The 25507-nt window shown below is 43.9% G+C and carries 20 protein-coding genes and 2 rRNA genes; 14 read left to right on the top strand and 8 right to left on the bottom strand.

The features are described from left to right. The 5 genes from FTU46_RS01465 to FTU46_RS01445 all read left to right on the top strand — a co-directional run. Positions 1-242 (top strand): 23S ribosomal RNA (locus tag FTU46_RS01465); the annotation flags it as partial. A 234-nt stretch (positions 243-476) separates the two neighbouring features. Next, positions 477-591 (top strand): 5S ribosomal RNA (gene rrf / locus FTU46_RS01460). Positions 592-738: 147 nt separating this feature from the next. Further along, positions 739-1953, top strand: a complete 1215-nt coding sequence (locus FTU46_RS01455) for an MFS transporter (protein ID WP_180104190.1) — start codon at positions 739-741, stop codon at positions 1951-1953. Positions 1954-2096: 143 nt separating this feature from the next. After that, positions 2097-4487, top strand: coding sequence for a YgiQ family radical SAM protein (locus FTU46_RS01450; protein ID WP_180104199.1), 2391 nt, complete (start codon positions 2097-2099; stop codon positions 4485-4487). Positions 4488-4885: 398 nt separating this feature from the next. Beyond that, positions 4886-5434, top strand: a complete 549-nt coding sequence (locus FTU46_RS01445) for a DUF2726 domain-containing protein (RefSeq protein WP_166136543.1) — start codon at positions 4886-4888, stop codon at positions 5432-5434. Positions 5435-5514: 80 nt separating this feature from the next. On the opposite strand, the gene FTU46_RS01440 is transcribed toward FTU46_RS01445, so the two are convergent. The 5 genes from FTU46_RS01440 to mdtD all read right to left on the bottom strand — a co-directional run bounded on the left by FTU46_RS01440 (position 5515) and on the right by mdtD (position 10820). Then, entirely contained in the window at positions 5515-5871 is a 357-nt protein-coding gene (locus FTU46_RS01440) for a RidA family protein (protein ID WP_005233436.1), read from the bottom strand. A gap of 4 nt (positions 5872-5875) precedes the next feature. Further along, entirely contained in the window at positions 5876-7171 is a 1296-nt protein-coding gene (shiA, locus tag FTU46_RS01435; protein ID WP_180104189.1) for a shikimate transporter, read from the bottom strand. A 222-nt stretch (positions 7172-7393) separates the two neighbouring features. Further along, positions 7394-8449 (bottom strand): DNA polymerase IV, encoded by a 1056-nt coding sequence (gene dinB / locus FTU46_RS01430; RefSeq protein WP_180048220.1) that lies wholly within the window; start codon positions 8447-8449, stop codon positions 7394-7396. Between the two features lie 143 nt (positions 8450-8592). Beyond that, positions 8593-9378, bottom strand: coding sequence for a GH25 family lysozyme (locus FTU46_RS01425; RefSeq protein WP_180018529.1), 786 nt, complete (start codon positions 9376-9378; stop codon positions 8593-8595). 50 nt (positions 9379-9428) lie between these two features. Beyond that, entirely contained in the window at positions 9429-10820 is a 1392-nt protein-coding gene (gene mdtD / locus FTU46_RS01420) for a multidrug transporter subunit MdtD (RefSeq protein ID WP_179992221.1), read from the bottom strand. A gap of 353 nt (positions 10821-11173) precedes the next feature. Here mdtD and FTU46_RS01415 point away from each other — a divergent pair, with 353 nt between their 5' ends. After that, complete coding sequence (locus FTU46_RS01415; RefSeq protein ID WP_004787382.1) at positions 11174-12139, top strand: hypothetical protein; 966 nt, start codon at positions 11174-11176, stop codon at positions 12137-12139. An 89-nt stretch (positions 12140-12228) separates the two neighbouring features. Here FTU46_RS01415 and FTU46_RS01410 read toward each other — a convergent pair whose 3' ends face one another. After that, complete coding sequence (locus FTU46_RS01410; RefSeq protein ID WP_166136525.1) at positions 12229-12849, bottom strand: TIGR00730 family Rossman fold protein; 621 nt, start codon at positions 12847-12849, stop codon at positions 12229-12231. 323 nt (positions 12850-13172) lie between these two features. Between FTU46_RS01410 and FTU46_RS01405 the strand changes: the two genes are divergently transcribed. The 6 genes from FTU46_RS01405 (at position 13173) to FTU46_RS01380 (ending at position 21660) form a co-directional block, all read left to right on the top strand. Beyond that, a complete protein-coding gene (locus FTU46_RS01405; RefSeq protein ID WP_159123942.1) occupies positions 13173-14753 on the top strand; it encodes a TerC family protein in 1581 nt (526 codons plus the stop codon). Between the two features lie 75 nt (positions 14754-14828). Next, positions 14829-15293, top strand: coding sequence for a YchJ family protein (locus FTU46_RS01400; protein ID WP_034169795.1), 465 nt, complete (start codon positions 14829-14831; stop codon positions 15291-15293). 61 nt (positions 15294-15354) lie between these two features. Beyond that, positions 15355-15999 (top strand): trimeric intracellular cation channel family protein, encoded by a 645-nt coding sequence (locus tag FTU46_RS01395; RefSeq protein ID WP_034169794.1) that lies wholly within the window; start codon positions 15355-15357, stop codon positions 15997-15999. A 131-nt stretch (positions 16000-16130) separates the two neighbouring features. Beyond that, the gene (locus FTU46_RS01390; RefSeq protein ID WP_180104188.1) at positions 16131-17450 is read left to right on the top strand and encodes an MFS transporter; all 1320 of its coding nucleotides are present in this window, start codon (positions 16131-16133) and stop codon (positions 17448-17450) included. 163 nt (positions 17451-17613) lie between these two features. After that, entirely contained in the window at positions 17614-19833 is a 2220-nt protein-coding gene (parC, locus tag FTU46_RS01385) for a DNA topoisomerase IV subunit A (protein ID WP_180104187.1), read from the top strand. A gap of 150 nt (positions 19834-19983) precedes the next feature. Further along, positions 19984-21660: a long-chain-fatty-acid--CoA ligase gene (locus FTU46_RS01380; protein WP_180011317.1), complete on the top strand. Its 1677-nt coding sequence runs from the start codon at positions 19984-19986 to the stop codon at positions 21658-21660. Between the two features lie 35 nt (positions 21661-21695). Here the strand turns inward: FTU46_RS01380 and FTU46_RS01375 are convergent, their stop codons facing one another. Further along, complete coding sequence (locus tag FTU46_RS01375; protein ID WP_034703874.1) at positions 21696-22082, bottom strand: hypothetical protein; 387 nt, start codon at positions 22080-22082, stop codon at positions 21696-21698. 100 nt (positions 22083-22182) lie between these two features. Between FTU46_RS01375 and FTU46_RS01370 the strand changes: the two genes are divergently transcribed. Then, complete coding sequence (locus FTU46_RS01370) at positions 22183-22581, top strand: MAPEG family protein (protein ID WP_004787362.1); 399 nt, start codon at positions 22183-22185, stop codon at positions 22579-22581. A gap of 120 nt (positions 22582-22701) precedes the next feature. After that, entirely contained in the window at positions 22702-23238 is a 537-nt protein-coding gene (ppa, locus tag FTU46_RS01365) for an inorganic diphosphatase (protein WP_034703878.1), read from the top strand. Between the two features lie 100 nt (positions 23239-23338). Here the strand turns inward: ppa and FTU46_RS01360 are convergent, their stop codons facing one another. After that, complete coding sequence (locus FTU46_RS01360; protein ID WP_180104186.1) at positions 23339-24688, bottom strand: OprD family outer membrane porin; 1350 nt, start codon at positions 24686-24688, stop codon at positions 23339-23341. Positions 24689-25507: the final 819 nt, after the last annotated feature.

The following is a 25507-nucleotide window of genomic DNA, read 5'->3' as shown; positions in this document are numbered from 1 at the left end:
GGACCAGAGTGGACGAACCTCTGGTGTACCGGTTGTGACGCCAGTCGCATCGCCGGGTAGCTATGTTCGGAAGGGATAACCGCTGAAAGCATCTAAGCGGGAAGCCTACCTCAAGATAAGATTTCCCCGAGACTTTATGTCTCCTAAAGAGCCGTTGAAGACTACGACGTTGATAGGTTGGATGTGGAAGTGCAGTGATGCATGAAGCTGACCAATACTAATTGCTCGTGAGGCTTGACTATACAACACCCAAGCAGTTGTATATAAAGCATCAATTGATTTTATATTGATCTAACGATCAGACAAAAACTTGATTTAGTTAAGCTAATCGAACAAATGAGAGTATAATTAAGCACTGCTTAGTTCTACTCGCAAGAACTCAGATACATCTGTTAATGCATTCTATTTGAAGAAAGCTAGGCAAACGAAGCGTAAGCAACGTAGATAAGACCATAGCGAGTAAGCATACCAGTTGTGCTGGCGACCATAGCAAGAGTGAACCACCTGATCCCTTCCCGAACTCAGAAGTGAAACCTCTTAGCGCTGATGGTAGTGTGGGGTCTCCCATGTGAGAGTAAGTCATCGCCAGCTCATTATTCCAAAAGCCCTCTGCTCACGCAGGGGGCTTTTTTTATGCGTGGGGTTTAAGAAAATTAATTATTCGATGGTTATTTAAACTGAATCATCACATAAAAGGCGAATTGAGAGGCGTATACTGAGCAGGTTCATGGAGCGGATATGTCCTCAAATTCATCTTCAAGCTATATCGCATATGGTTCATCTTCTTTTAAAGCTATTTTATTCTCCTTATTTCTGGCGGGTTTTGCGATTTTCTCATCGCTGTATTGTGTCCAGCCCATGATGCCGATTCTGGCAGACTATTTTCATATCTCTCCAACACAAAGCAGTTTTCCACTTTCCTTCTCTACCATTGCCTTGGCTATTGGCTTGATCTTTACTGGTCTGATTTCAGACCGTTTTGGCCGTAAGCCGATTATGGTCTGGTCTCTATTTTCAGTTTCAGTCTTACTGTTACTCAGTGCTTTACTGCCAATCTGGTCGATATTTCTAGCCACACGAGTACTGATTGGTTTAACGGTCAGTGGTGTGGCAGCCGTGGCGATGACTTATATTGGAGAGGAAGTGGTAGAGCAGGATGTGGGCTTTGCCATGGGGCTGTATATTTCCGGAACTGCGATTGGGGGCATGAGCGGACGGTTGATCGCAGGGACATTGGTCGATTTTATTTCTTGGCAATCTGCGACTCTGATCATTGGGTTACTGAACCTATGTATCGCTATAACCTTCTATTTTCTATTACCTAAGTCCAGACACTTTCAGGCTTATCCAATTCAATTCAGCCGTTTTATCAGAGCATTTCAACAGAATCTGAGTGATCCTAAATTAAGAATTCTGTTTTTACAGGGCTTTATCCTGATGGGGGGATTTGTCTCGGTATTTAACTATCTGAGTTATCGTTTGATTCAAGCGCCATTTGAATTGTCTCATGTCTGGATTGGTCTGATTTCGATTACTTATCTGGCCGGAATTTATAGCTCGCCACGAGCCGCAGCTTGGAGCAGGAAGTTTGGACGTTATAGGGTACTTGCTGCCATGCTTTGTACCATGCTGTTTGGCTTAGCCTTAATGTTAATTAATAGCTTGGCTTTGGTTTTTATTGGTTTGCTGATTTTTACCTTTTCCTTTTTTGCGGCTCATTCAACTGCCAGTAGCTGGGTATCGGTGCAATCCTTACAGTATCGTGCGGTAGGTTCGTCCCTTTATTTGTTCTGTTATTACTTAGGTTCAAGCTTACTTGGAAGTTCAAGTGGGCTGGTCTGGGAAAATGCCGGATGGTTAGGACTAAGTATATTTATTGCTATTATTTTAGGATTGGGCTTATGGATAGCACAGTATTTAAAACCTGCAACTGAACATTCAAAATCAGGATGAGTATATATTCCTAATAAAGGTCTTAAAGCTGTTTTTGTATAAATTATAATCAAGCAACCTAAGCCGAATTCATGCTAAAATACTCGGCTTTCATCTTTGATCACTTTTCTGATCTTCCATCTGCCAGCCGAGAATTGCTAGCCATGTCTACTGCTTATACCGCTCAGACTGCGCCTAAAGCGTTGTTTGATTACGACAAATATTGGGCGTCATGTTTTGAACCCGCGCCTTTTTTGCCGATGTCACGCGAGGAAATGGACCAACTCGGTTGGGACAGTTGTGACTTTATTTTTGTCTGCGGTGATGCCTATATTGACCACCCGTCATTTGTGACCGGGATCATTGGACGTGTGCTCGAAGCACAAGGTTTCCGCGTGGGGATTATTGCCCAGCCGGACTGGACTAATGTAGAAGCCTTCCGTGTACTCGGTAAGCCGAATATTGCCTGGGGCGTTTCTGCCGGTAATATGGACTCGATGATTAACCGTTATACGGCGGATCGTAAGATTCGTTCAGATGATGCTTATTCTCCAGATAACCAGCCGAATAAACGTCCAGACCGCGCAGCAACCGTCTATTGCCAACGTTGTCGTGAAGCTTTCCCGGATGTGCCGGTATTACTCGGTGGTATTGAAGGTTCATTACGTCGTATCGCACATTATGACTACTGGTCAGATAAAGTTCGTCGTTCGATTCTGATGGATTCTAAAGCAGATCTGTTGATGTACGGTAATGGCGAACGCTCGATCATTGAAATCATGCATCGCCTGGCTAAAGGTGAAAAGATTCATCAGATTACCGATGTCCGTGGTACTGCATTCATTATTAATAAACATAACCGAGCTGCGAAAGCCCAGTTTGTGGAAATTGCATCCAATGATGTCGATACCATTGGCCGTGTCGATCCGATCATCAACCCCTATGTGATGAGCGAAGATATTGATGGTTGTGAAATTGAAAAAGATAAAGGCAACAGCTTAAGCCAATACCAGAATTTCCAGAAAGAAGTGGTAGCCAACCCAATCGTGCGTGAAGGGGATAACCTGGACGCAGATACGCAAATTGTGCAGCTACAACCGGCATCTAAAGCCATTAAACATAAATTACCGCCACGTGAATTGGCAGTGATTCGTTTGCCTTCTTTTGAAGAAGTGGCCAATGATCCTGTGCTTTATGCGCATGCGAACCGTATTCTGCATCTGGAAACCAATCCAGGGAACGCGCGTGCGCTGGTACAAAAACATGGTGAACGTGATGTGTGGATCAATCCGCCACCGATTCCATTGACTACTGAAGAAATGGATTATGTGTTTGACCTGCCTTATGCACGTCTGCCACATCCGGTATATGGTAATGCACGCTTCCCGGCCTTCGACATGATCAAGTTTTCGGTGAACATCATGCGTGGCTGTTTCGGTGGCTGTACTTTCTGTTCGATCACTGAACATGAAGGTCGTATCATCCAGAACCGTTCTGAAGAATCGATTTTACGTGAAGTGGAAAAGATTCGTGATACTGCACCGGGTTTTACCGGCATTATTTCAGATTTGGGTGGCCCAACAGCCAACATGTACCGTTTGGCATGTAAAGATCCTGAGATTGAGAAGAACTGTCGTAAACCATCTTGTGTATTCCCAGGTGTATGTCAAAATTTACATACTGACCATGCACCGTTGACTCAGTTGTATCGTAAGGCACGTGCTTTACCGGGTATTAAAAAGATTCTGATTGGCTCAGGTCTGCGTTATGACCTTGCCGTATTGAACCCGGAATATGTCAGAGAGCTGGTCACCCATCATGTGGGTGGTTATCTGAAGATTGCACCAGAGCATACCGAGAAAGGTCCATTATCCAAGATGATGAAACCGGGGATCGGGACGTATGACCGCTTCAAGCAGATGTTTGACCGTTTCAGTAAAGAAGCCGGTAAGGAACAGTATCTGATTCCTTATTTCATCGCGGCGCATCCGGGTACCACCGATTACGACATGATGAATTTGGCTATCTGGTTGAAAAAGAATGGCTTCCGTGCCGATCAGGTACAAACCTTCTATCCATCACCAATGGCCACTGCAACCACCATGTACTACACCGGTAAAAACCCGCTGGCGAAAGTCGCGCGTTATACTGAAGATGTGGACATCGTGAAAGGTGAGAAACGTCGTCGTCTGCATAAAGCCTTCTTGCGTTATCATGATCCAAACAACTGGCCTTTATTGCGTGAAGCTTTAAAGGAAATGGGGCGTCAGGATCTGATTGGTAACTCGAAACAGCATCTGATTCCAACCTATCAACCTGCTGGTACAGATGGGCAATACCAGTCTGCACGTAAGAAGAATTCGACTGTAGCGGGTGATTCACAGAAACGTACTGCTAACCCAGGTAATCGTGGTCAGGCTCAAAATAACCGTCCGAAAAAAGGCCAGATTCTGACCCAGCATACTGGTCTGCCACCGCGTGAAACGGGTGATGCGAAAAAGCCATTCGGCGGCCCTAAACCTAAAGCAAAATCAAAGCCAAAATCACGTGCTTGATTAAGCTGATAAAAAAGACACTTCGGGTGTCTTTTTTATGTTCAGACTTTATTGATGCGGCTTTCAGGTTCTCAATTAAAATGTAAAATATTTTATTTTTAGTCGATTTAAATTTTTGAAAAATGATATAAAAATAACACTTTGTCGGAATTGTCTTACAGTTCAACCGATTTATATTGCGATCTATCAGGAGACTATTTTACAGTCGCGTATAAGGATTTAACCCTAATTTCTATTGAAATAGTAAAAAGCGGTTTTTAAGTAACTGGCAATCAAGTTTTGCTAAGAATTGTATTGGTCTCTACACAGAATGGTAGCAGGGCAATTTTAAAAATAGTATGGGTTTATACTGGATAACAATAAAACAAGAATGATTATAAGAATGCAAGGATTGAGTCATGACCACCTATATGATTATAGGGAGTTTCTTGGTGTTCTGTGTCGTGCTCATGGCATGGAAGCAGCTAAGGAATAGCCCAAAACCACAAGACAGCGCCTTAAAACAGCGCGCTATTTTTAATCCAAATGAACAACTGACGTTTACACGCCTGAAAGAAGTATTGCCTGATTATATTGTACTGGCCCATGTTTCTTATGATGCACTACTTACCACCAAATTTGGTCGTACCCGGCACAAGTATCGTGATCTGATTGCAGATTTTGTGATTCTGGATCAGCAATATCAGATTGTTGCCATTGTAGCCGTCGATGATCCGGTGATTTTAAAACGTCCACAGCAGGCGCAATTTCAGGATGCCTTGTTGACTATGGCCGGTTATCGGGTCATTCGCTATGAAGATGTACCGGAATATTATCAGTTACGAGGAGATTTCCTGCGTGAGCAGGAGCATTCCAGTAAAGACCAGAGATTTACCGCTGTGAATGATCTCAAAAAATATCATCTCTATTCAGATCTGGAACGACGTAAAGTCAAAGCATTAAACTGATAGAACCTAAACGAAAAAAGTATGCCAAGTGCATACTTTTTTCTATTTTAGATGAGTAGCAATTAGGCCTGAATAGAAGTCTATTCAGGTTTGACGGCTACGACAGTCAGTTCCACTAACACGCGTGGATCATACAGTTTAGCTTCGACACAGGTGCGGGGTAGGGCTTGAATATCCGATACCCAGGCATCCCAGACTTCATTAAACGCTGCATAATCTTTTTCAATATCTTTGAGATAAATCGTCACAGACATGATCTGGCTTTTATCGGTACCGGCATCCGCCAGGAACTGATCGATAATATCCAGTGTCTGCTGGGTTTGACCTTTGATATCCAGATCCAGATCTGTCGCCAGCTGGCCGGCAAGATGAACCAGATTGCCGGCAATGGCGATCTCAGAAAAGCGTTGTGAAACATGCAAACGTTGAACAGACATCAGCTTAATCCTTGGTTTTTGGCATCAAGGCTGCGACTAATGCAGTCAATAGGCAGCCTATCGCAAGATAGATGGCTACATAATGCCATGAACCATTACCCCAAATCACTAAGGAGGCTGCAATCATTGGGGTAAAACCACCACCAATAATACTGGCGACCTGATAACCGACTCCGGCACCGCTATAGCGATATTCCGTACCAAATAGCGAGGTAAAAATCGGTTGATGCACGCTGACCACCATGTCATGCGCGACATTGGCCAGTAGAATGGCGCCAACAATAATCATCCAGGTATTTTGTGCATCCAGTGCCATAAAAAACGGAAAGGCAGACAGTGCACCGATCAGACCACCCCAGACGCACATGGTTTTATGCTGGATTTTATCCGATAGCCAGGCAAAGAAAGGAATACTGAAACAGCTGATCGCACCGACCATCAGGGTGATATTCAGGAAGAACTGTTTGTCCATGCCCAGATTATTGGTGGAATAGTTTAGGGCAAAGTTGGTGACCAGATACATGGTCAGCAGTTCGGTCAAACGTAAGGCAATAATATAAAAGAAAGCTTTAGGATGTTTGCTGATGGCCTGCAAGATTGGCAGTTTTTCTGGATGATGATCTGCCTTAATCACTTTCTCTACGAATTCTTGAGATTCATCCTGATCACGGCGAATCCACATCGCAATCCCGATCAGCACGATACTGGCAATAAACGGAATGCGCCAAGCCCATTCAGCAAAAGCCTCTTCACCCAGTGTGGCAATAATAACGGATACCGCACCCGTTGCCAGTACCAGACCTACGCCATAGCCGACCTGAACACCACTGCTATAAAAGGCTTTTTTGCCTTTAGGGGCATTTTCCACCGCCATCAGGGCAGCACCACCCCATTCACCACCGACTGCAAAGCCTTGAATGGCACGCAGGGTCACCAGTAAAACCGGTGCCCACCAGCCAATGGCTTCGAAATTAGGTAAAAAACCAATCCCGACGGTGGAAATCCCCATCAGGACCACAGTCAGAACCAGCATTTTCTTGCGGCCGAGCTTGTCGCCGAAATGACCAAATACCACACCGCCTAGAGGACGAAACAGGAAGCCTACCCCAAAGGTGGCTAAAGCCGCCAAGGTACCCATATTGGCACCAATGCTTGGGAAAAACTGGTCTTTAAAAATTAAGGCCGCAACAATGCCGTAAAGGAGAAAATCATACCAATCGACAACAGCACCAACAAAACTGGATAACGCCGCTTTACGCGCGCGTCGTTCTTGAATAACAGAAGAATTTACAGAGGACATGCAGGGAGGGATTCCATGAGATACATCAGAGTTGCCCTGTAATATTCGGATTTGATCGTCACGCCAATCACAGGACAGTATGCTGAAAGTAAAGGTGATTTTCAGCATCTCAGCACATACATGGATAATGCATTGCGCAGATAGAGTACTCCAAAAATTCAAAATGTAAAAACAAAGTTGCCGTATTTTTAAACTAACGTCTAATACTTGTACAAAATAGGCTTAAAGTAGCAGCAATTGCGTTTCTGTTTCACGTGCAGCGAGCTGATAGACGCCAAGCCCAATCAGCCGAAACTGCAGTTGAGGAGTAATATGCATCTCTTGAAGCAATAAGTGTAAAGCCTGCTCCAGTTCTTGCGGGCTACGCAGCAGCTGGCTGAAGCTTTTACTATGCTGCATGGTCTGAAAATTTTTCATTCTCAGTTTTACAGTAACCCCGCGGGCAGAGAGCTGTTTTTTTTCCAGACTCTGCCAGAGCTGGGCAATTAATGGCTGCCAGTAAGGCTGGCATTGCGGTAAATACAGATCATCATCGAAAGTCGTTTCCTTGGAAATCTGTTGGCGTTCCCGTTCAGCTTCAACTGGCCGATCATCAATGCCTTGAGCATAGAGAAACAGGCGCCGTCCATATTTGCCAAAATGCTGAATCAGGATCGCTTCTTCAATCTGCTGTAAATCTCCCAAGGTTTCCAGATTCAAACTTTTTAGTTTTTCTTGAGTGACTTTGCCTACACCGGGAATTTTCTTCAGTGGAAGATCCTGAATAAAACGCTGTACTTGTGAAGGTTTGATGACACAGATTCCATTCGGCTTATGCCAGTCAGAGGCGATTTTAGCGAGAAATTTATTCGGCGCCACGCCAGCAGAAGCGGTTAGTCCAGTAGTTTGAAAAATATCTTCACGAATGCGCATTGCCACTTCAGTGGCACTCGGAATCTGCTGCAAATTTTCGGTGACATCCAGATAAGCTTCATCCAGAGACAACGGTTCGATGACCTTGGTATAAGTTTGAAATATTTGATGAATCTGACCAGAGACCTGACGGTATTTGGCAAAATCCGGTTCAATCACGATGACCTGAGGGCAGAGCTTACGTGCTTGAGTCATCGGCATGGCAGAGCGCAGTCCGAATTCGCGGGCCGGATAGGAGGCAGCCGCGACCACTGCCCGCGGATGATGCGAGGCAATCACCACAGGCAGAGCGTTCAGCTCCGGACGTTCACGCAGCTCGACCGAGGCGTAGAAGGCATCCATATCGATATGAATAATTTTGCGCATATCCAGTATCTTAAGTGGCTTTAGCTGGATTGGGAAGAGACCGGATTGACAAGTAAACAGGCTAAAGCATTATTCAAGACGAAGCATATCCTGCCTAAATAATTCAATATCCATTTCATGGTTGAATCAGGGAGAAATTGAGTTTATTTCTTGGCCGGAGGCTGGGACTGATCTGGGGTGGGAATACTGTTCTGCTGTAAAAATTTGATCCAGTCCTGCTCCGAGCCATAAAACACATTCAGGTCCACAGTACGGGCAATGCCGGGAATTTCACCCTGACTGGTATGCTGCCAGAAGGTCCATTTAGGCTGACCCTTTAAATCTGGTAAACCTTGGTACTCACGTACCCAGAGCGGTACGTCAGCAAACTCTCCCGCCAGCACGATGTTATAAAAAGATTTGGACACATAGAAGATCGGCTGCTTGCCATAATGGTGTTTTAAGGCATCATGCATGATCCGGATTTCCTTGAGCATCTGCTCTTTGGAATAGTGATTGATGCATTTGCTGTCATATTCCAGATCCATTACGGGTGGCAGGGCATCACTTTTACGCGGAACCGACTCTATAAAATTCTGAGCCTGAATGCTGCCATCACGGCAAAGCCGGTAAAAATGATAAGCACCGACCAGAAAGCCCTGTTCGCGGGCCTGCAGCCAGTATTCCTGAAACTTGGTATCTTTAAAATCACCGCCTTCTGTGGATTTTAAATAGACAAATTTATATTTCTGTTTTGGGATTTTCTTCCAGTCTATTTCTTTCTGATGATGGGAAACATCAAAACCATGAATCGGATAATCTGCTGCATGCGCTGATGGCTGTTTGAAAACCAGCAGATAAAGCACAGTGGTTACCACAAGCGTAATCAGCAGCCCGACTGCAATCACTGAGTATTTTTTCCAGTTGCTAGAAGTAGGAGCTGCTTTCATGTGCACGGTGGCCTAATCTAGAGATATTCATATCGAGTTTATATTCTGCCCTAGACTGGTGTGTTTTTGGGGATATGCCAGAAAATATAGGCAGCAATAATGTTAATACAGCCTAGACAGAGCAGCGAAACGTGGAAGGCATTATCCAGCTGCTCAGGGCCGAAGTAGGCACTAAACATATTCACTAGCGTACCTGCCAGTGCCACCCCGATACTCATTGACAGCATCATGATCATCGACAGAAAACTGTTACCACTGCTGGCATCCTGCTGGCTTAAATCTTTTAAAGTCAGCGTATTCATTGAGACAAATTGCAGGGAATTCAGAATCCCGAACACAAAGAAATGAATGGCTCTTAGCCAGATAGGGGTTTCCGCCGTAGTCAAGGCAAAACTGGCAATACACAGACCGACCAGCAAGGTGTTGATCAACAAGACTCTACGATAACCGAAACGCTGAATGATTTTGCGAATAATCGGTTTAGATGCTAAAGAACCGAGTACGGTTGGAATCATCAGTAAACCGGTAATAAAAGGTTCAAAACCAAAAGCGACCTGCAACATTAAAGGTAGCAAAAACGGAATCGAGTTGCCGCCGAGCCGGGCAAAGAAATTACCCAGAATGCCAATCGAATAGATTTTATTTTTAAATAATTTACTACGAAATAGCGCATTTAAATGAGTATGCGAATGGTAGGCATAGATGAGTGAGGCAATCAGACCACTTCCGACCAGACTTAAGCTCCACCATAGTGGATATTGTGGATTGGCAAAGTTTTCAATCCCCAGACACAAACCAATCATCGCGATGACCAGTAGAATAAAACCGCCAAAATCAAAACGCTGTACCGTCGGTTCGGTAATATTGGGCATAGCTTTAAAGGTAATCAATGCACCCAGCAGACCAATCGGCAGATTGATCAGGAAAATCCAGTGCCAGGACAGGTATTCCACCATCCAGCCACCTAAGGTTGGACCGATTAAAGGACCCATTAGTCCGGCCAGACTCATCAGACTCATAGCGGATAGAAACTGGGTACGAGGAATAATTTTCAGCATGGCCAGTCGTCCGACTGGAAGCAGCAAAGCACCTCCAATGCCCTGAAATACCCGATAAACCAGCAGTTCATTCAGATTCTCAGACCAGGCACAGCCGAGTGAGGCCAGAGCAAAAATAATGATCGCTGCAAAATAGATATTCCGAACCCCAAAGCGATCTGCCAGCCAGCCACTTAAGGGAATGCAGGCTGCCACAGAAAGCACATAGGCCACCACCACACTATGCATCCGTAACGGATCTTCCTGCAGGTTACTGGCAATCGCAGGCAAGGCGGTATTGATAATCGTGGTATCCAGGCCTTGCATGAAAAAGCCAATCGATACCAGCAAGACCAGCAGTCTGAATTCAGGTTGTAGGGATTGATGCGTAGGAGTGACATTCATGGATTTAAAAAATCATCTATTTTGAATAGTTTAAAGAAATCTATGCAGCAGTGTGACTGAAATAAAAACGATTGTGAATAGGAGTCGTGTAGACAAAATGCTAATGAATTCACAGCCTGATTTCAGTTATTGAAGAGGAAAGGGTAAAAGATATATTTCTATACTGCGAACCTCTCAAATTGATACAGATTCATAAATACGTCATTTTTGGAACACTTCAAGCTTCTTTTTAAGGAGCAGGCTACAAAAAAATATGACGGAAATGTCATGAAAATGAAATAAAACCGTCATAATCTGGGGCAAACTTCCAGAACTGCTGTACTGGGAACTGTCTAGTAAAAGGTTTTGTACTTATGACCATCGAGATTCTGATGGTAGTTGGCTTCTGTCTGGCCGCCTATTCCATCGTGGGGAATGATGTTCCGCAAACATTAGGAACATTTATTTCATCGAACTCACATCGCCCATGGTGGGTACTCTGGATTTACATCAGTACTATTCTGGTTGTGGTGTTAATGTATGGCTGGTTTGCTTCTGGAGTAGGGGATGCCTCTTATGGACGTCTGGAAACCATTCCTTTCCCTGAAGATGGGGTCACCTGGCTATATGTGGTACCGCCTCTTTTACTGATTATTTTGACTAAATATGGCATTCCGGTCAGTACTACTTTCTTGGTGCTCACGATCTTCTCCCCGAGCAGTCTGGGTTCCATGCTGACCAAGTCAATGATGGGTTACGCCGTCGCTTTCTTTGTGGCGATTGTGATCTATCGTATGGTCATGAAAAAACTCGCGGTCTATTTCAGTGAAACCCGTGATCAGCAACATTCACCAATGTGGATGGCCTTGCAATGGCTATCTACGGCATTTCTGTGGAGCCAGTGGTTAATCCAGGATCTGGCCAATATTTTTGTTTATGTGCCGCGTCAGGTGCCGTTTGAATTCCTGATCTTTGCCATTTCTGTATTTGTCATCCTGCTAGGCATGATTCTTTACCAGCGTGGTGGAGCTATCCAGAATATTGTCGATACCAAGACTGGGGTCACCGATGTCCGTTCTGCTACGATTATCGACTTTATTTATGCATTGATTCTGCTGGTGTTCAAAGAGTGGAGTAACATCCCGATGAGTACCACTTGGGTATTCTTGGGGTTATTGGCTGGTCGTGAATTTGCGATTTCGATGCTGGTGACCGAAGTCAACAAGCACCGTACTTCACGGAATGTCAGCAAAGATGCCATGAAACTGATGTTTGGCCTAGCCATTAGTGTGTTCCTGGCGACGACTTTGCCTTGGTTCTATCACACGATTTCCGGTTAATGTCTTGGCATGTATAAATGAAAAAAGCGAGCATCAAGCTCGCTTTTTTATGGCTTTAAATCATTGTTATCTAAAGCAGACGAGAAAATTTAAACCACAAAACGTTGTGGAGCATCCAGATTCAGCAAGGTGGTATAAATCTGATCTGCATGTTCACAGACAATCAATTTAGCCCGATGTTGGGGCGGCAAGAAGCCTTCCTGCACCGCAAGATCAAGCTGGGCAATCAGGGGATTATAAAAGCCATTGACGTTATACAGCATCATCGGTTTTTGATGCTGGTTCAGCTGACCCCAGGTCGCAATTTCCAGAATTTCTTCAAAGGTTCCCAATCCACCCGGCAAGGCGACAAAGGCACAGGCACGATCTGCCATCATGGCCTTACGCTGATGCATGCTGGTGACGATATGCAGTTCTGTGAGTTGAGGATGGGCAATCTCATAATCCAGCATAAATTCCGGAATCACGCCCACCGCTTCACCACCATGCTGAATCATGGTGTCTGCCACCTGGCCCATCAGACCAATACTGGCGCCGCCATAGACCAGACCAAAACCATGTTCGGCCAGACCTTGTGACAGTTGAATCGCTTTTTCCAGATAAATCGGTTTGTTGCCGGCACGAGAGCCACAATATAAAGCTACTAGCGGGCGTGTTGTTTTTGGGGAGTTATCATTAAAATAATCGGTCATTTCCATTACACTTTGCATTTATTTTTTTCACCTTATCATTTTTTTATCTACTTACTATAACTTAGTTAACAAATATGACAATTCCATGAGCAGACCTCATTTTAGGACAAAATCTTTCATTCAAATTCATCCATAATCCCGGATGAAAACAGGTGAATTTCATGCTGTTCTTGATATACTGAAAGTCTGTCTTACTACAATAGAACTCACATGGGTAGTCGAAGTTGGCGCTTTAATTCAGTAAAACGTCACATTATCAAGTCTTTAATTCAAGTCGGGTATCAACCTGTATCTCATCATGCAAATACTTGCTTTTCTCCTCGGTTAGAGGAGCAGATGCAATGATTTTTGAATGGATGTCAGATCCCTCTGCCTGGATTGGCTTACTCACACTGATTGTTCTTGAAATTGTACTCGGGATCGATAACCTGGTCTTTATTGCAATTCTGGCGGAAAAGCTTCCACCCGAACAGCGTAATGCAGCGCGTATTACCGGTCTGGGCTTGGCGCTGTTAATGCGACTGGTGTTGCTGGCATCGATTGCCTGGGTCGTAACGCTTACTGAACCGCTATTCCATATCTTTGAGCATCCATTTTCAGGACGCGACCTGATCTTATTATTCGGTGGTGTATTCCTGCTGTTTAAAGGCACTATGGAGCTGCATGAGCGTCTGGAAGCCAAACCTGTGACCAAGGAAGAAAATCCGGTTCAGGCGGTGTTCTGGATGGTGATTGTGCAGATCGTGGTACTGGACGCCGTGTTCTCGCTCGACAGCGTGATTACTGCGGTTGGTATGGTCAAAGATCTGTCTGTGATGATGATCGCCGTGATTATTGCGGTCGGTATCATGTTGTGGGCCTCTAAAGCCCTCATGGATTTCGTCAACAAGCACCCGACAGTAGTGATTCTCTGTCTGGGCTTCCTGATGATGATTGGTTTCTCGCTGGTGGTTGAAGGCTTCGGTTTCCATATTCCAAAAGGCTATCTGTATGCCGCGATTGGTTTCTCGGTGATTGTCGAGTTCATTAACCAGACCATGAAACGCAATCAGGAAAAAATGGTGACGACAACTGATATGCGTTACCGTACTGCGTCTGCCGTAATGCGTATGCTGGGCGGTAAACCGGCTCAGGACAATGATTCTTCTGAACCGGAAGATGTACTGGCGACTCGTGCCTTTGCTGATGAAGTCTTTGATGACGACGAAAGTGGAGTCTACCATAGCGTTATGGTGCAGGGCGTACTTGGCCTGTCAGAACGTCCGGTGAAATCGGTGATGACACCACGTCCTGAACTGGAATGGATTGATCTGGAAAATGATCATGCCAGTATCAAAGAGCAGTTATTGCATATGAGCCATTCACGCCTGATTGTGGCGCGTGGTGAACTGGACAATATTGCTGGGGTCGTGCTAACCCATAAAGTCCTGAATGAATACATCGAAACAGGTATTTTGGACTTCGAAAAACATCTGCGTGAACCTGTGATTGTGCATGAAAATGCTCAGGTCTTGATGGTGATGGATCAGCTACGTCAGGCACCGCTACAAATGGCACTGGTATTGAACGAATATGGTTCCATTGAAGGGGTGGCGACACCGATTGATGTGCTGGAAGCCATTGCCGGTGAATTCCCGGATGAAGACCAGTTGGAAGCAGCCGTAGAGAGTCTAGAAGATGGCAGCCTGATTCTGGATGGTTCAACCGATATTCGCCATGTGTCACTGCTTCTGGATCGTGATCTGGTCAATGAAACGGAAGAATATTCGACATTGTCGGGTTATATTCTGTTCCATCTGGGGCGCTTGCCAGAAAATGGCGAAAAGCTCGAAGCAGATGATTATATCTTTGAGGTGGTCACGATGGACGGCCACAAGATTGATAAGGTGCATATCATTGCCCCAGCGAACCGGAAAGACTAGTTCAGCGCCCGAAGGACGAAGCTAAAAGTTTGCTAAAATAGCCCGCACTGTCGGGCTATTTTTTATGGAATTGAGATGTCAGAAGCATGTCCATGTGGACGAGGTGAATACGCAAGCTGTTGCCAGCCACTACATCAGGGCCAGCAATTGGCTCAAAACGCCGAGCAATTAATGCGCTCGCGGTATAGTGCCTTTGCCAAGCATGAAATTGATTATATCCAGCAGACTACTGCCCGTGGACAGCAGCAGGCTTTGGACATGCCAGCCATTGCTGAATGGAGTAGAACCAATCAATGGCTGAAGTTGGAAATCGTGCAGGCGAATGAAAAACTGGACAAGACCCATGCGCTGGTCGAGTTCAAAGCACATTATCACGATGGCAAGCAGGCCCAGATTCATCATGAAATTTCACATTTTGTAAAGTTCGAGAATCGCTGGTACTTTCTAGATCCAACGACAGATCAACAGTTTACAATGAAACAGCCGTGCATCTGTGGCTCCGGGAAAAAATTTAAGCAATGTTGTGCGCATTTTTTATAATTTTCACATAGATTTAGCTTAGAATAGCCGCCATCTCATAGCCTCAGGTGGAAGCAGGGCGATGTTACTGACCGTCATCTATATTATTGCAATTACCGCTGAAGCCATGACCGGAGCCTTGTCTGCCGGTCGGCGTAGTATGGACTGGTTTGGGGTCACGATTATTGCCTGTGTTACGGCGCTCGGTGGTGGTTCGGTACGTGATGTACTACTTGGCCATTATCCTTTGACCTGGGTCAAACACCCGGAATATCTGGTGCTGACTTGCTGTGCCGCCTTTGTCACCATCCTGATTGCCAAATGGATGCGCCATTTACGCAATATCTTCCTGGTATTGGATGCCTTGGGCCTGATTGGCTTTACCATCATTGGCTGCCAGATTGCGCTGGAAATGGGGCATGGTTTTGTAGTCAGTGCGGTCGCCGGGGTTCTGACCGGAGTATCGGGTGGTATTTTACGTGACATTTTATGTAATGATGTGCCTTTAGTCTTCCGCCGTGAACTGTATGCCAGTATTTCCTTTGTTGCAGTCATCTTCTACTGGCTCTGCAGCAATTTCGGTCTGTCACTCGAACTGACCATTATTTCCACCCTGATTTTTGGCTTTAGTTTGCGTTTGATTGCGATCTATTTCGGTCTGGAAATGCCGAAGTTTATCTATAAGGATGATGACGAACAGTCCGCTTCATCCAAAGACGAATCTTGATATGAATTACGGTAACTGCGGGAGGGAAAACTTCCCGCAGGCGTACGTATTCGTAGTATAAAAAAATAAAAAATCAAACCTCCTGTTGGGACAGCAGCATCTCCCGTTTCACCTGATCAGAGATTTTTGTTATGGATTTAGTTTCTCGGATACAGCGCTTGCCGATCGGCAAGTTCCACTACACTCTTTTATGGGTGATTGGTCTTGGCTGGATGTTTGATGCCATGGATACGGGATTGATTTCCTTTATTCTGGCGAAAATGGCTGAAGACTGGCAGATGACCGCTGACCAGAAAAGCTGGGTGGTTTCGATCGGTTTTATCGGTATGGCGATCGGGGCGATTTTTTCAGGTGGACTGGCAGATCGCTGGGGACGTAAAACGGTATTTGCCAGTACGCTGGTGATTTATAGTCTGGCGACTGCTGCCTGTGCCTTTGCACCTAATCTGACCTGGTTACTGGTATTCCGTTTTATTGTCGGTCTGGGATTGGGTGGTCAGTTGCCGGTTGCGGTGACACTGGTCAGTGAATATATCCCGGCACGGGTACGTGGTCGTTTCATTGTGCTGCTGGAAAGTTTCTGGGGCTTGGGCTGGCTGGTGGCTGCACTGGTGTCACGTTTTGTGATTCCTGATTTTGGCTGGCAAGCTGCATTCATGATTGGCGGGATACCGGCACTATATGCCATCGTAATCTGGAAACTGGTGCCTGAGTCGGTGCCATATCTGATCAATCGTGGCCGGGTAGATGAAGCGCAGGCTCTGGTTAAAAAGATTGAGCGCAAATGCGGCGTCGAAGTTATCGAAATCTTTGAAGTTAAACCTGTGGCTGCCAAGCAGAATATCTCGTTTACCCAGCTCTGGAGTGGTATTTTTGCCCGCCGAACCTTGATGCTGTGGCTGATCTGGTTTGGGATCGTTTTCTCCTACTATGGTATTTTTACCTGGTTACCAAGCCTTCTGGTCAAGGAAGGCTATACCATCGTGCAGTCTTTTGAATATGTCCTGGTTATGATTCTGGCGCAATTGCCGGGTTATATTGCGGCAGCATGGCTAGTCGAAAAACTCGGTCGTAAGGCGACTCTGGCTGGCTTTATCGGCATGTGTGCGATTTCAGCCTATTTCTTTGGCCAGTCCGGTAGTGTCACTGAAATTGTGATCTGGGGCTGTCTGATGTCCTTCTTTAATCTGGGAGCATGGGGCGTTCTCTATACTTATACGCCAGAACAATATCCAACCAATATCCGTGCTTTTGGTTCAGGCTGGGCCGGTGCAATTGGCCGTATTGGCGGGATTGCTGCACCTTTTGCCGTAACGCATTTGATGGGGATGCCAAATGGTTTCAGTTACGTCTTTACCATGTTTACTGCAGTATTAATCGCAGTAGCTGTGGTCATTTTAGTCCTGGGTGAAGAGACCAAGGGCAAGACGCTAGAGTCCATGGGTTTATAAGGTTGGTGATTTTTTAGTTGCTCAGCTGCTATAAAGTGGATATTTTTAGCCCATAAGACACGATTTGTCGCGCTGTGTAGTTTACTGCCCTTGTGCAGCCCACAGCCGCGACTTAGCATAAGAAACATTGATACAAAAACGAATTTTAGGATTATAGGTTGTTATGACAAGCCTTGCGCATCATGCGACAGAAAACCGTTCCGTAGCCGAATTTACCGAACAAGCTTATTTAAATTATGCCATGTACGTGATTATGGATCGTGCATTGCCACATATCAGTGACGGTTTGAAACCGGTACAGCGCCGTATTGTCTATGCCATGAGTGAGCTGGGTCTTAAATGGACCAGCAAACCGAAAAAATCGGCACGTACTGTCGGGGATGTGCTGGGTAAATACCATCCACATGGTGACTCGGCCTGTTATGAAGCCATGGTCCTGATGGCGCAGCCATTCAGTTATCGCTATCCGTTTATTGAAGGACAGGGCAACTGGGGTTCACCAGATGATCCGAAGTCTTTCGCGGCAATGCGTTATACCGAAGCTAAACTGTCGCAATATAGCGAACTGCTTTTATCCGAACTAGGACAGGGCACCTGTGACTGGCAGGATAACTTTGATGGTTCGATGAAAGAACCGATTAACTTGCCGGCACGTGTTCCCAATATCCTGCTAAATGGTACCACCGGAATTGCTGTGGGGATGGCGACTGATATTCCGCCGCATAACTTGCGCGAAGTAGTGAAAGGTACCATCGCTCTGATTCGCAATCCGAACTTGACCGATGCCAAAATGGCAGAATACATTCCGGGACCGGATTTACCGACCAAAGCGGAAATCATTACGCCACCCTCCGAACTGCTTAAAATCCAGACCACGGGTCGTGGCAGTTACCGCATGCGTGCGGTATATACCATTGATAAAAATGAAATCGTGATTACCGAATTGCCATATCAGGTATCCGGTTCAAAAATTATCAGTCAGATCGCGGACCAGATGCAGGCGAAAAAGCTGCCATTGGTCACTGATGTTCGTGATGAATCTGACCATGAAAATCCAACACGTTTAGTGGTGGTATTGCGTTCGAACCGTATTGATGCGGAAGCGGTAATGAGCCATCTGTTTGCGACTACAGATCTAGAATCCAGCTATCGTGTCAATATGAACATGATTGGCGCGGATGGCCGTCCCCAGGTGAAATCGATTCGTCGTATTTTGCTGGAATGGATTGAAATCCGAAAAACCACCGTCACTCGCCGTCTGCAATATCATCTGAACAAGATCGAAAAACGCCTGCATATTCTGGGCGGTTTGATCATTGCTTACCTGAATATTGATGAAGTAATTCGGATTATTCGTGAGGAAGATCAGCCTAAACCAGTGTTGATGGAACGTTTTGGCATTGATGAGATTCAGGCCGAAGCTATTTTAGAACTCAAACTGCGTCATCTGGCCAAGCTCGAAGAAATGGAACTGCGCCGCGAACAGGAAGAGCTGGAAGCTAAGGCTGCCGTGATTCGTGAGCAGCTGGCTAATCCTGAGTCTTTAAAAACTTTAATCATCAATGAACTCAAAGAGGATGCAAAGAAATTTGGGGATGATCGCCGTTCTCCAATCGTACAACGTGCCGAAGCCGCTGCAATTGATGAAACTGAAATGCTGCCAGCGGATCCGGTTACAGTGGTATTGTCTGAAGCGGGCTGGATTCGCTGTGCTAAAGGGCATGAAGTGGATGCTGAAAATCTGAATTTCCGTGCGGGCGATCAGTATCTCAGTCATGCCCAAGGTAAATCTAATCAACGCGTCTATATATTAGACGATAGTGGCCGTAGCTATGGCTTGCCAATCAATAGCCTACCATCGGCACGAGGACTTGGTGAACCATTGAGTTCAAAACTGTCTCCGGCAAGTGGAGTCGGTTTCAAGCAGGTATTGGTGGCTGAAGATGATGCGGAAATCCTGGCAGTCAGCAGCAAAGGTTATGGATTTAAAACCCAAGCCAAGCAGCTAGATACCAATGCCAAAGCTGGTAAGGCTTTCCTGAATTTATCTGAAGGTGCACAAGTCATGAACCTGCAGCCGCTGGAAGATGCAACTCATGTTGCACTACTCAGTTCAGCTGGCCGTCTGCTGGTTGTTGATCTGTCGGAATTACCTGTACTCAATAAAGGTAAAGGTAATAAATTGATACAACTTGAAGATAAAGATCAAATTTTATCCATGACAATATTGAAACTTGATGAAATAATTCAAGTGCTTGCAGGACAGCAACAATTAAAACTTAAAGGGGATGACCTGCAAAAATATATTGGGAAACGAGGCTCTAAAGGAACCCTGTTACCACGTGGATATCAAAAAGCAAATAAACTGTTGATTCAAAGATAATACTAGCATCCATGAATCGAAATACGTTATATATGAGTAACGATTCGACAAATGGATGCAATGTTGCACATATACAAGTCTAAAAAATGACGTGCAGCATTGAAAAAAACAGTTGAACTACTAAGGATTATGATTGGAGAGATTGGCATTATGGAAAAGATTTGGTTCGCTGAATACCAAAAAACAGGGATTCCAGAAACTGTAGAATTACCAGCAGAAAATACATCTCTGGTTGATATTTTTGAACGCAATTTCCAAAAATTTGGCTCACGTGATGCCTTTATCTTTATGGATAAGACTTTAACGTTCAATGAGTTGGAAGAAGCTAGTCGTAAATTCGCAGCATATTTACAAAGTTTGGGTCTGGCAAAAGGCACACGTGTTGCCGTAATGATGCCAAACGTTCTTCAGTATCCGGTCGTAGCATTGGGGGTGTTCCGCGCTGGTTTAGTACTGGTGAATGTAAATCCACTGTATACATCACGTGAGCTTGAGCATCAGTTAAAAGATTCTGGCGCTGAAGTTCTGGTCATTATTGAGAATTTTGCAAGCGTTTATCAGTCAATTATTGGCAAAACGCCGGTGAAGCACGTCGTGGTTGCTTCTGTGGGTGACATGCTGGGTGCTTTAAAAGGTACTTTGGTGAACTTCGTATTGCGTTCAGTACGTAAGCAGATTCCGGCATGGGATATTCCTGGTCACATCAAGTTCAATGCTGCACTGAACAAGGTAAATCCAAGCAACTATAAACGCCCTGAATTGACTTTAAGTGATACTGCAGTACTTCAGTACACAGGTGGTACTACTGGTGTTTCTAAAGGTGCTGAACTGACCCATCGTAACCTGGTTGCTAACCTGTTGCAGTGTGACGGTATCTTCCAGAGCAAATTCGGTGCGCAAGATGGCCAGCCAGATGACCGTATTTTCTGTGCTTTACCGCTTTATCACATCTTTGCTTTCATGGTCTGTGCACTTTACGGCATGTATAAAGGTCAGGCGAACGTTCTGATTCCTAACCCGCGTGACCTGCCTGCGGTGATGAAAGAATTACGTAAATACCAGCCAACATTCTTCCCTGCTGTGAACACACTGTTTAATGCGCTTGTAAACAATGAAGAATTCAAGCAACTGGATCATAGCCGTTTAAAAATGGCGATGGGCGGTGGTATGGCGGTTCTGCCTTCTACTGCAGAAGCTTGGAAGAAAATTACTGGCACTAATATCATTGAAGGTTATGGCCTGTCTGAAACTTCTCCAGTGGCAACTGCAAACCCACCGGCATCTGAAGAATTCAGCGGTACGATTGGTATTCCGTTGCCTTCAACTGAAGTTGCTATTCTGGATGATGACGGTAATGAAGTTGCACTCGGTGAGCAGGGTGAAATCTCAATCCGTGGTCCTCAGGTGATGAAAGGCTATTGGAACCGTCCGGATGAAACCGATAAAGTGATGGTGAATGGCTTCTTCCGTACCGGTGATATCGGTGTAATGGATTCACGTGGTTATATCAAAATCGTTGACCGTAAGAAAGACATGATTCTGGTCTCTGGCTTCAACGTTTATCCTTCTGAAATTGAAGAAGTTGTTGCGAAACATCCAAAAGTTCTGGAAGTGGCTGCAATTGGTGTACCAGATGAAAAATCAGGTGAAGTGCCAAAACTGTTCGTTGTGAAGAAAGATCCTTCATTGACGACTGAAGAAGTTCTGGCATTTGCGAAAGAAAATCTGACCGGTTATAAACGTCCACGTTATGTTGAATTTATGGATGAATTACCGAAATCTAACGTAGGCAAAATCCTGCGCAAAGACCTACGTAAGACTGCATAAATCTTGCAATAAAAAAGCGCCTAAGGGCGCTTTTTTTAATTCTCTTTTTTCATTAGCCAGCGGTCGAAGTAAGGACGTCCTACACCGATCACACCCAAAAAAATAAACATGGTACCAAACTGGCGGTTAAATCCTCTCAAATTAAAACTGCCATAACTGAGAATATTATCTATCAAGCAATAAATGATGATTGCGACCACCCAGTGCCAGATCGGCATGCGTTTGATGCCCACGGCATAGAAGGCAATCCATAAGATGGCAAAGGTAAAGAGGGGAGACCAGATATTCATATTGGCACAAATGACCGCTATCAGAAATGCCACAATCGGCAATACGATTTTTAATACGCGATCCACTTGACGTTGATGCTGGCGCTGTTTCTCGAGGACATCGAACATTTCATTTTGATCAGGGCTGACCATAGTGAATCCTTAATCATTTATAAAAACACTCTATTTAACAAAATTTATTCACGAAACGCCATGCTATGATAGACATAAAAATTCTCAAGAGAAAAATCAGATGCATAGCATTAGTGGGGTTATCTATCTCATTTTGGCAGCTTGTCTTTTACCCTATGTTTTTACCTTGATTGCGAAAAAATCGGCAGGGTTTCGTGCAAAAGACAATCAGAATCCGCGGGCATTTTTAGAAAAGTCTACAGGCTTGGCCAGTCGTGCCAATGCCGCCCAGCAAAATAGCTTTGAAAGCTTACCGCTCTTTATCGCCTCGATTCTGATGGCAGAATATATGGTCGTGTCGCAAAGTCTGGTGATGACCTTTGGGATTGCCTATCTGGTTTTTCGGGTCATCTATGGGATCTGTTATCTGGCGAACTGGTCGACCTTACGTTCAATTGTCTGGCTGTTATCCTTATTATGTCCAATAACCTTACTGCTGTTAATTATCAAAATCTCTTAAGCCAAAAATAAAGCAGGTCGAGATATTTACAGTTCGATATTTTAAAATCAAAAAAAATCTGTAAAAACCGTTATAATTATCGCGGTTTTTAAAAGATATAACTTGTTAAAGAGTGATGCTATGAGCTACAGCAATATCCCAGCGGGTAAAGATGCGCCAAACGACATCTATGTCATTATCGAAATTCCTGCAAATGCAGCACCAATCAAATATGAAATCGATAAAGATTCTGATGCATTATTTGTAGACCGTTTCATGGGTACAGCAATGTTCTACCCAGCAAACTATGGTTATGTACCAAATACACTTTCTCTAGATGGCGATCCTCTAGACGTATTGGTCGTAACTCCACATCCAGTAGAGCCAGGTTCAGTCATTCGTTGCCGTCCTGTAGGTAAACTGAACATGGAAGATGATGGTGGTGTTGATGCGAAACTGGTTGCAGTTCCACACGACAAACTGACTCCGATCTACAAAGATGTTCAAGAATATACTGATCTTCCTCCGTTGCTGATCAGCCAAATCGAACACTTCTTCCAGCACTACAAAGACTTGGAACCAGGTAAATGGGTTAAGTTAAGTGGTTGGGAAGGTGCTGATGTTGCTAAAAAGGAAGTACTCAGCTCAATTGCAGCTTATGCAGAAGCAAATAAATAATTCATTTGCTTTTCAGTTTAAGTCTTTAACTTTTTAAAACTTAAACAAAAAAACCTGCACAATGTGCAGGTTTTTTATTATGGCTTGAAATTCGGGTGAATTAGAATAATTTCACAGGAATATCTAACCAGATACGCCATTCGTTGGTGTCACCAATGTATCGATCAGCTTGATAATCATCGCTTGCACGGTAGTAAGAGTGACGTAAACGCAAGCTCGCATCTTTAGCAAAACCAGATTGAACAGTATATTTCACCTGGTTAAAGAATTCACGTTCTTGTGCATCGCTAGTTACTAACTGAGAACGATCTGGACTACCTGCTACATCAATATCCCAACCATATACAAATGCGGAAGTCCAAGATAGACCAGGAACATTTACAGCACCGAAGTCAAATGTGTATTGAAGTTGTGCTGATTTTTCATTATTGCCAATGAAGTCAGACAGGTATGAGTTTGGTAGATAAATCGTTTGATGACCATCACCTACACCGCGACCCAAACCATAGTCATAGCCTGTGTTACCAGTATTTTGTTGGTAAGCCACCATGATATTGTGCGGACCAGTATTGTAAGTGGTAGAAATAGCCCAAATATTGTTGCTTAAGTTACTTAAGTCATTTGTGGTATGAGAATAAGTATATGCACCACCGTCAGCTTTTTTATCCCACTCAGTATGATAGCCACTGAAATCGTGAGTTAAAGTGCCGCCATTGGCTACTGCATAGCTATAGTTCGCATTCACATAATGACGGTCTAAACGGTCTTTAATATCTGTACCGTAGTAAGAAGCGTTTAGAGCATCACTAAATTTATATTTCGCGCCCCAAACAACAGCACGATCAAGCTCGTTACCATCAGAGTCGATTTGGTCTGAATATTGGTTTTTAGTAAATTTACCAGCTGTTAATGACAGGTTATCAATTTCATTGCTAGTCACTAATACGCCTTCAAAGTATTCAGGAACGAGACGTGCAGTATTTGATGCCAATACAGGAAGATCTAAAACTTGGGTACCATATACAGCAGTGGTATTAGATACACGAGCTTTCACATAAGCGCCGCCACGAGCCCAATGATCATAAGTATCGCCAGCACCTTTAACGTACTCACCTTTAGCATTGAAACCGTTTTCACGAGGAATCATGCCATTACCGGCATTTTTGTTGTTTCCTAGTTTGAAAGAAGCATCACCGATGATCCCGGCACCAAAGCCGACTACACCTTGAGTAAAGCCAGAATCCAGTTTCACAATTGCAGTCTGTGCAGCTGAACTTGTATCTGCTATGCCATTTTTCTTATCACGAGATAAATAACCAGTACGGAAAAGTACAGATCCTTCTGCATCTTCTACAAAACCTTTAGACTCACTTTGCTCGCTAGCAAAAGCGGTTGAGATCAATGCAGCCTGAATCAAAACTGCCAATGTTAATTTTTTTGTGTTTTGCATTGGGAGAGAGCCTTATACAAATTGATGGAAATTTTTAGGAATTGTATAAGATTCGCTGAATAAATGTCATTTTTATTTACGATATTCCACTAAAGTCGATGGATTTTTTTTAATCTAAAGTGAACAATGGTAAGAGATCTAACAGTCTAAATCCTGACCATATAGTAAAAAAACAAATAAAAACAAAGATATTTTTTAAATATAAATTCTCTGAAGGGTATGACTCATGAGTGCATCAATAATATTTAAAATTAAAATTCTTAGAATGAAAAAGTTGAGTGTTCAAAATCTTCATTTTCTGTATCAGACTCTTCATTAATAATTTCTTAAAAGTGAGAATTGATTATAAATTATTGAATTTTAATATATAAATATTTAATTTAAATATTTATAAATCCAAAAATACGCATAGATTGCCGAATAATAAAAAGTCATTCTATGAGAGACACATTTTGTTGCTTAGCACTATTTTGAACTTTTTAATCCAGAAAGTTCTGAGTTTGAGCAAGAATCAAAAACTCGAATAGAGCAATGTGTTTCTTTACTTTTTATTTCTGCACCTTTTTTTAGCACAAAATTTAATCAAAGCGAAAATAGACTCAAAATGGCGCAACTTGTAAATGATTATGTATAAGACCGAAAAAAGAAAATAAATCTTTGAAAAAGGACCAAGGTTAAAAAGAATCTATTAAAGTGCTTTTTTTAAAAATTTAAATATAATTTAAAAACAAACACCTAGTGCTTTATTTTATTTTTATTCATCAGATTTTAGTTGTTTTATTCCAGATTGGCATAGCTCTTGCAGTTTCGAGCTTGAGT

Source organism: Acinetobacter sp. YH12108 (assembly GCF_013419055.1).
GTDB lineage: Bacteria > Pseudomonadota > Gammaproteobacteria > Pseudomonadales > Moraxellaceae > Acinetobacter.
This window is presented reverse-complemented; position numbering and strand designations above follow the sequence as displayed.

Coding starts and splice junctions, on each gene's coding strand:
- shiA (WP_180104189.1), bottom strand. CDS start 7,171: ATGTCCTCTGTAAATTCTTCTGTTATTCAAGAACGACGCGCGCGTAAA.
- FTU46_RS01390 (WP_180104188.1), top strand. CDS start 16,131: ATGGATTTAGTTTCTCGGATACAGCGCTTGCCGATCGGCAAGTTCCAC.
- FTU46_RS01370 (WP_004787362.1), top strand. CDS start 22,183: ATGCATAGCATTAGTGGGGTTATCTATCTCATTTTGGCAGCTTGTCTT.
- FTU46_RS01375 (WP_034703874.1), bottom strand. CDS start 22,082: ATGGTCAGCCCTGATCAAAATGAAATGTTCGATGTCCTCGAGAAACAG.
- FTU46_RS01415 (WP_004787382.1), top strand. CDS start 11,174: ATGACCATCGAGATTCTGATGGTAGTTGGCTTCTGTCTGGCCGCCTAT.
- mdtD (WP_179992221.1), bottom strand. CDS start 10,820: ATGAATGTCACTCCTACGCATCAATCCCTACAACCTGAATTCAGACTG.
- FTU46_RS01405 (WP_159123942.1), top strand. CDS start 13,173: ATGATTTTTGAATGGATGTCAGATCCCTCTGCCTGGATTGGCTTACTC.
- FTU46_RS01380 (WP_180011317.1), top strand. CDS start 19,984: ATGGAAAAGATTTGGTTCGCTGAATACCAAAAAACAGGGATTCCAGAA.
- FTU46_RS01400 (WP_034169795.1), top strand. CDS start 14,829: ATGTCAGAAGCATGTCCATGTGGACGAGGTGAATACGCAAGCTGTTGC.
- parC (WP_180104187.1), top strand. CDS start 17,614: ATGACAAGCCTTGCGCATCATGCGACAGAAAACCGTTCCGTAGCCGAA.
- ppa (WP_034703878.1), top strand. CDS start 22,702: ATGAGCTACAGCAATATCCCAGCGGGTAAAGATGCGCCAAACGACATC.
- FTU46_RS01360 (WP_180104186.1), bottom strand. CDS start 24,688: ATGCAAAACACAAAAAAATTAACATTGGCAGTTTTGATTCAGGCTGCA.
- FTU46_RS01410 (WP_166136525.1), bottom strand. CDS start 12,849: ATGCAAAGTGTAATGGAAATGACCGATTATTTTAATGATAACTCCCCA.
- FTU46_RS01455 (WP_180104190.1), top strand. CDS start 739: ATGTCCTCAAATTCATCTTCAAGCTATATCGCATATGGTTCATCTTCT.
- FTU46_RS01395 (WP_034169794.1), top strand. CDS start 15,355: ATGTTACTGACCGTCATCTATATTATTGCAATTACCGCTGAAGCCATG.
- dinB (WP_180048220.1), bottom strand. CDS start 8,449: ATGCGCAAAATTATTCATATCGATATGGATGCCTTCTACGCCTCGGTC.
- FTU46_RS01440 (WP_005233436.1), bottom strand. CDS start 5,871: ATGTCTGTTCAACGTTTGCATGTTTCACAACGCTTTTCTGAGATCGCC.
- FTU46_RS01445 (WP_166136543.1), top strand. CDS start 4,886: ATGACCACCTATATGATTATAGGGAGTTTCTTGGTGTTCTGTGTCGTG.
- FTU46_RS01450 (WP_180104199.1), top strand. CDS start 2,097: ATGTCTACTGCTTATACCGCTCAGACTGCGCCTAAAGCGTTGTTTGAT.
- FTU46_RS01425 (WP_180018529.1), bottom strand. CDS start 9,378: ATGAAAGCAGCTCCTACTTCTAGCAACTGGAAAAAATACTCAGTGATT.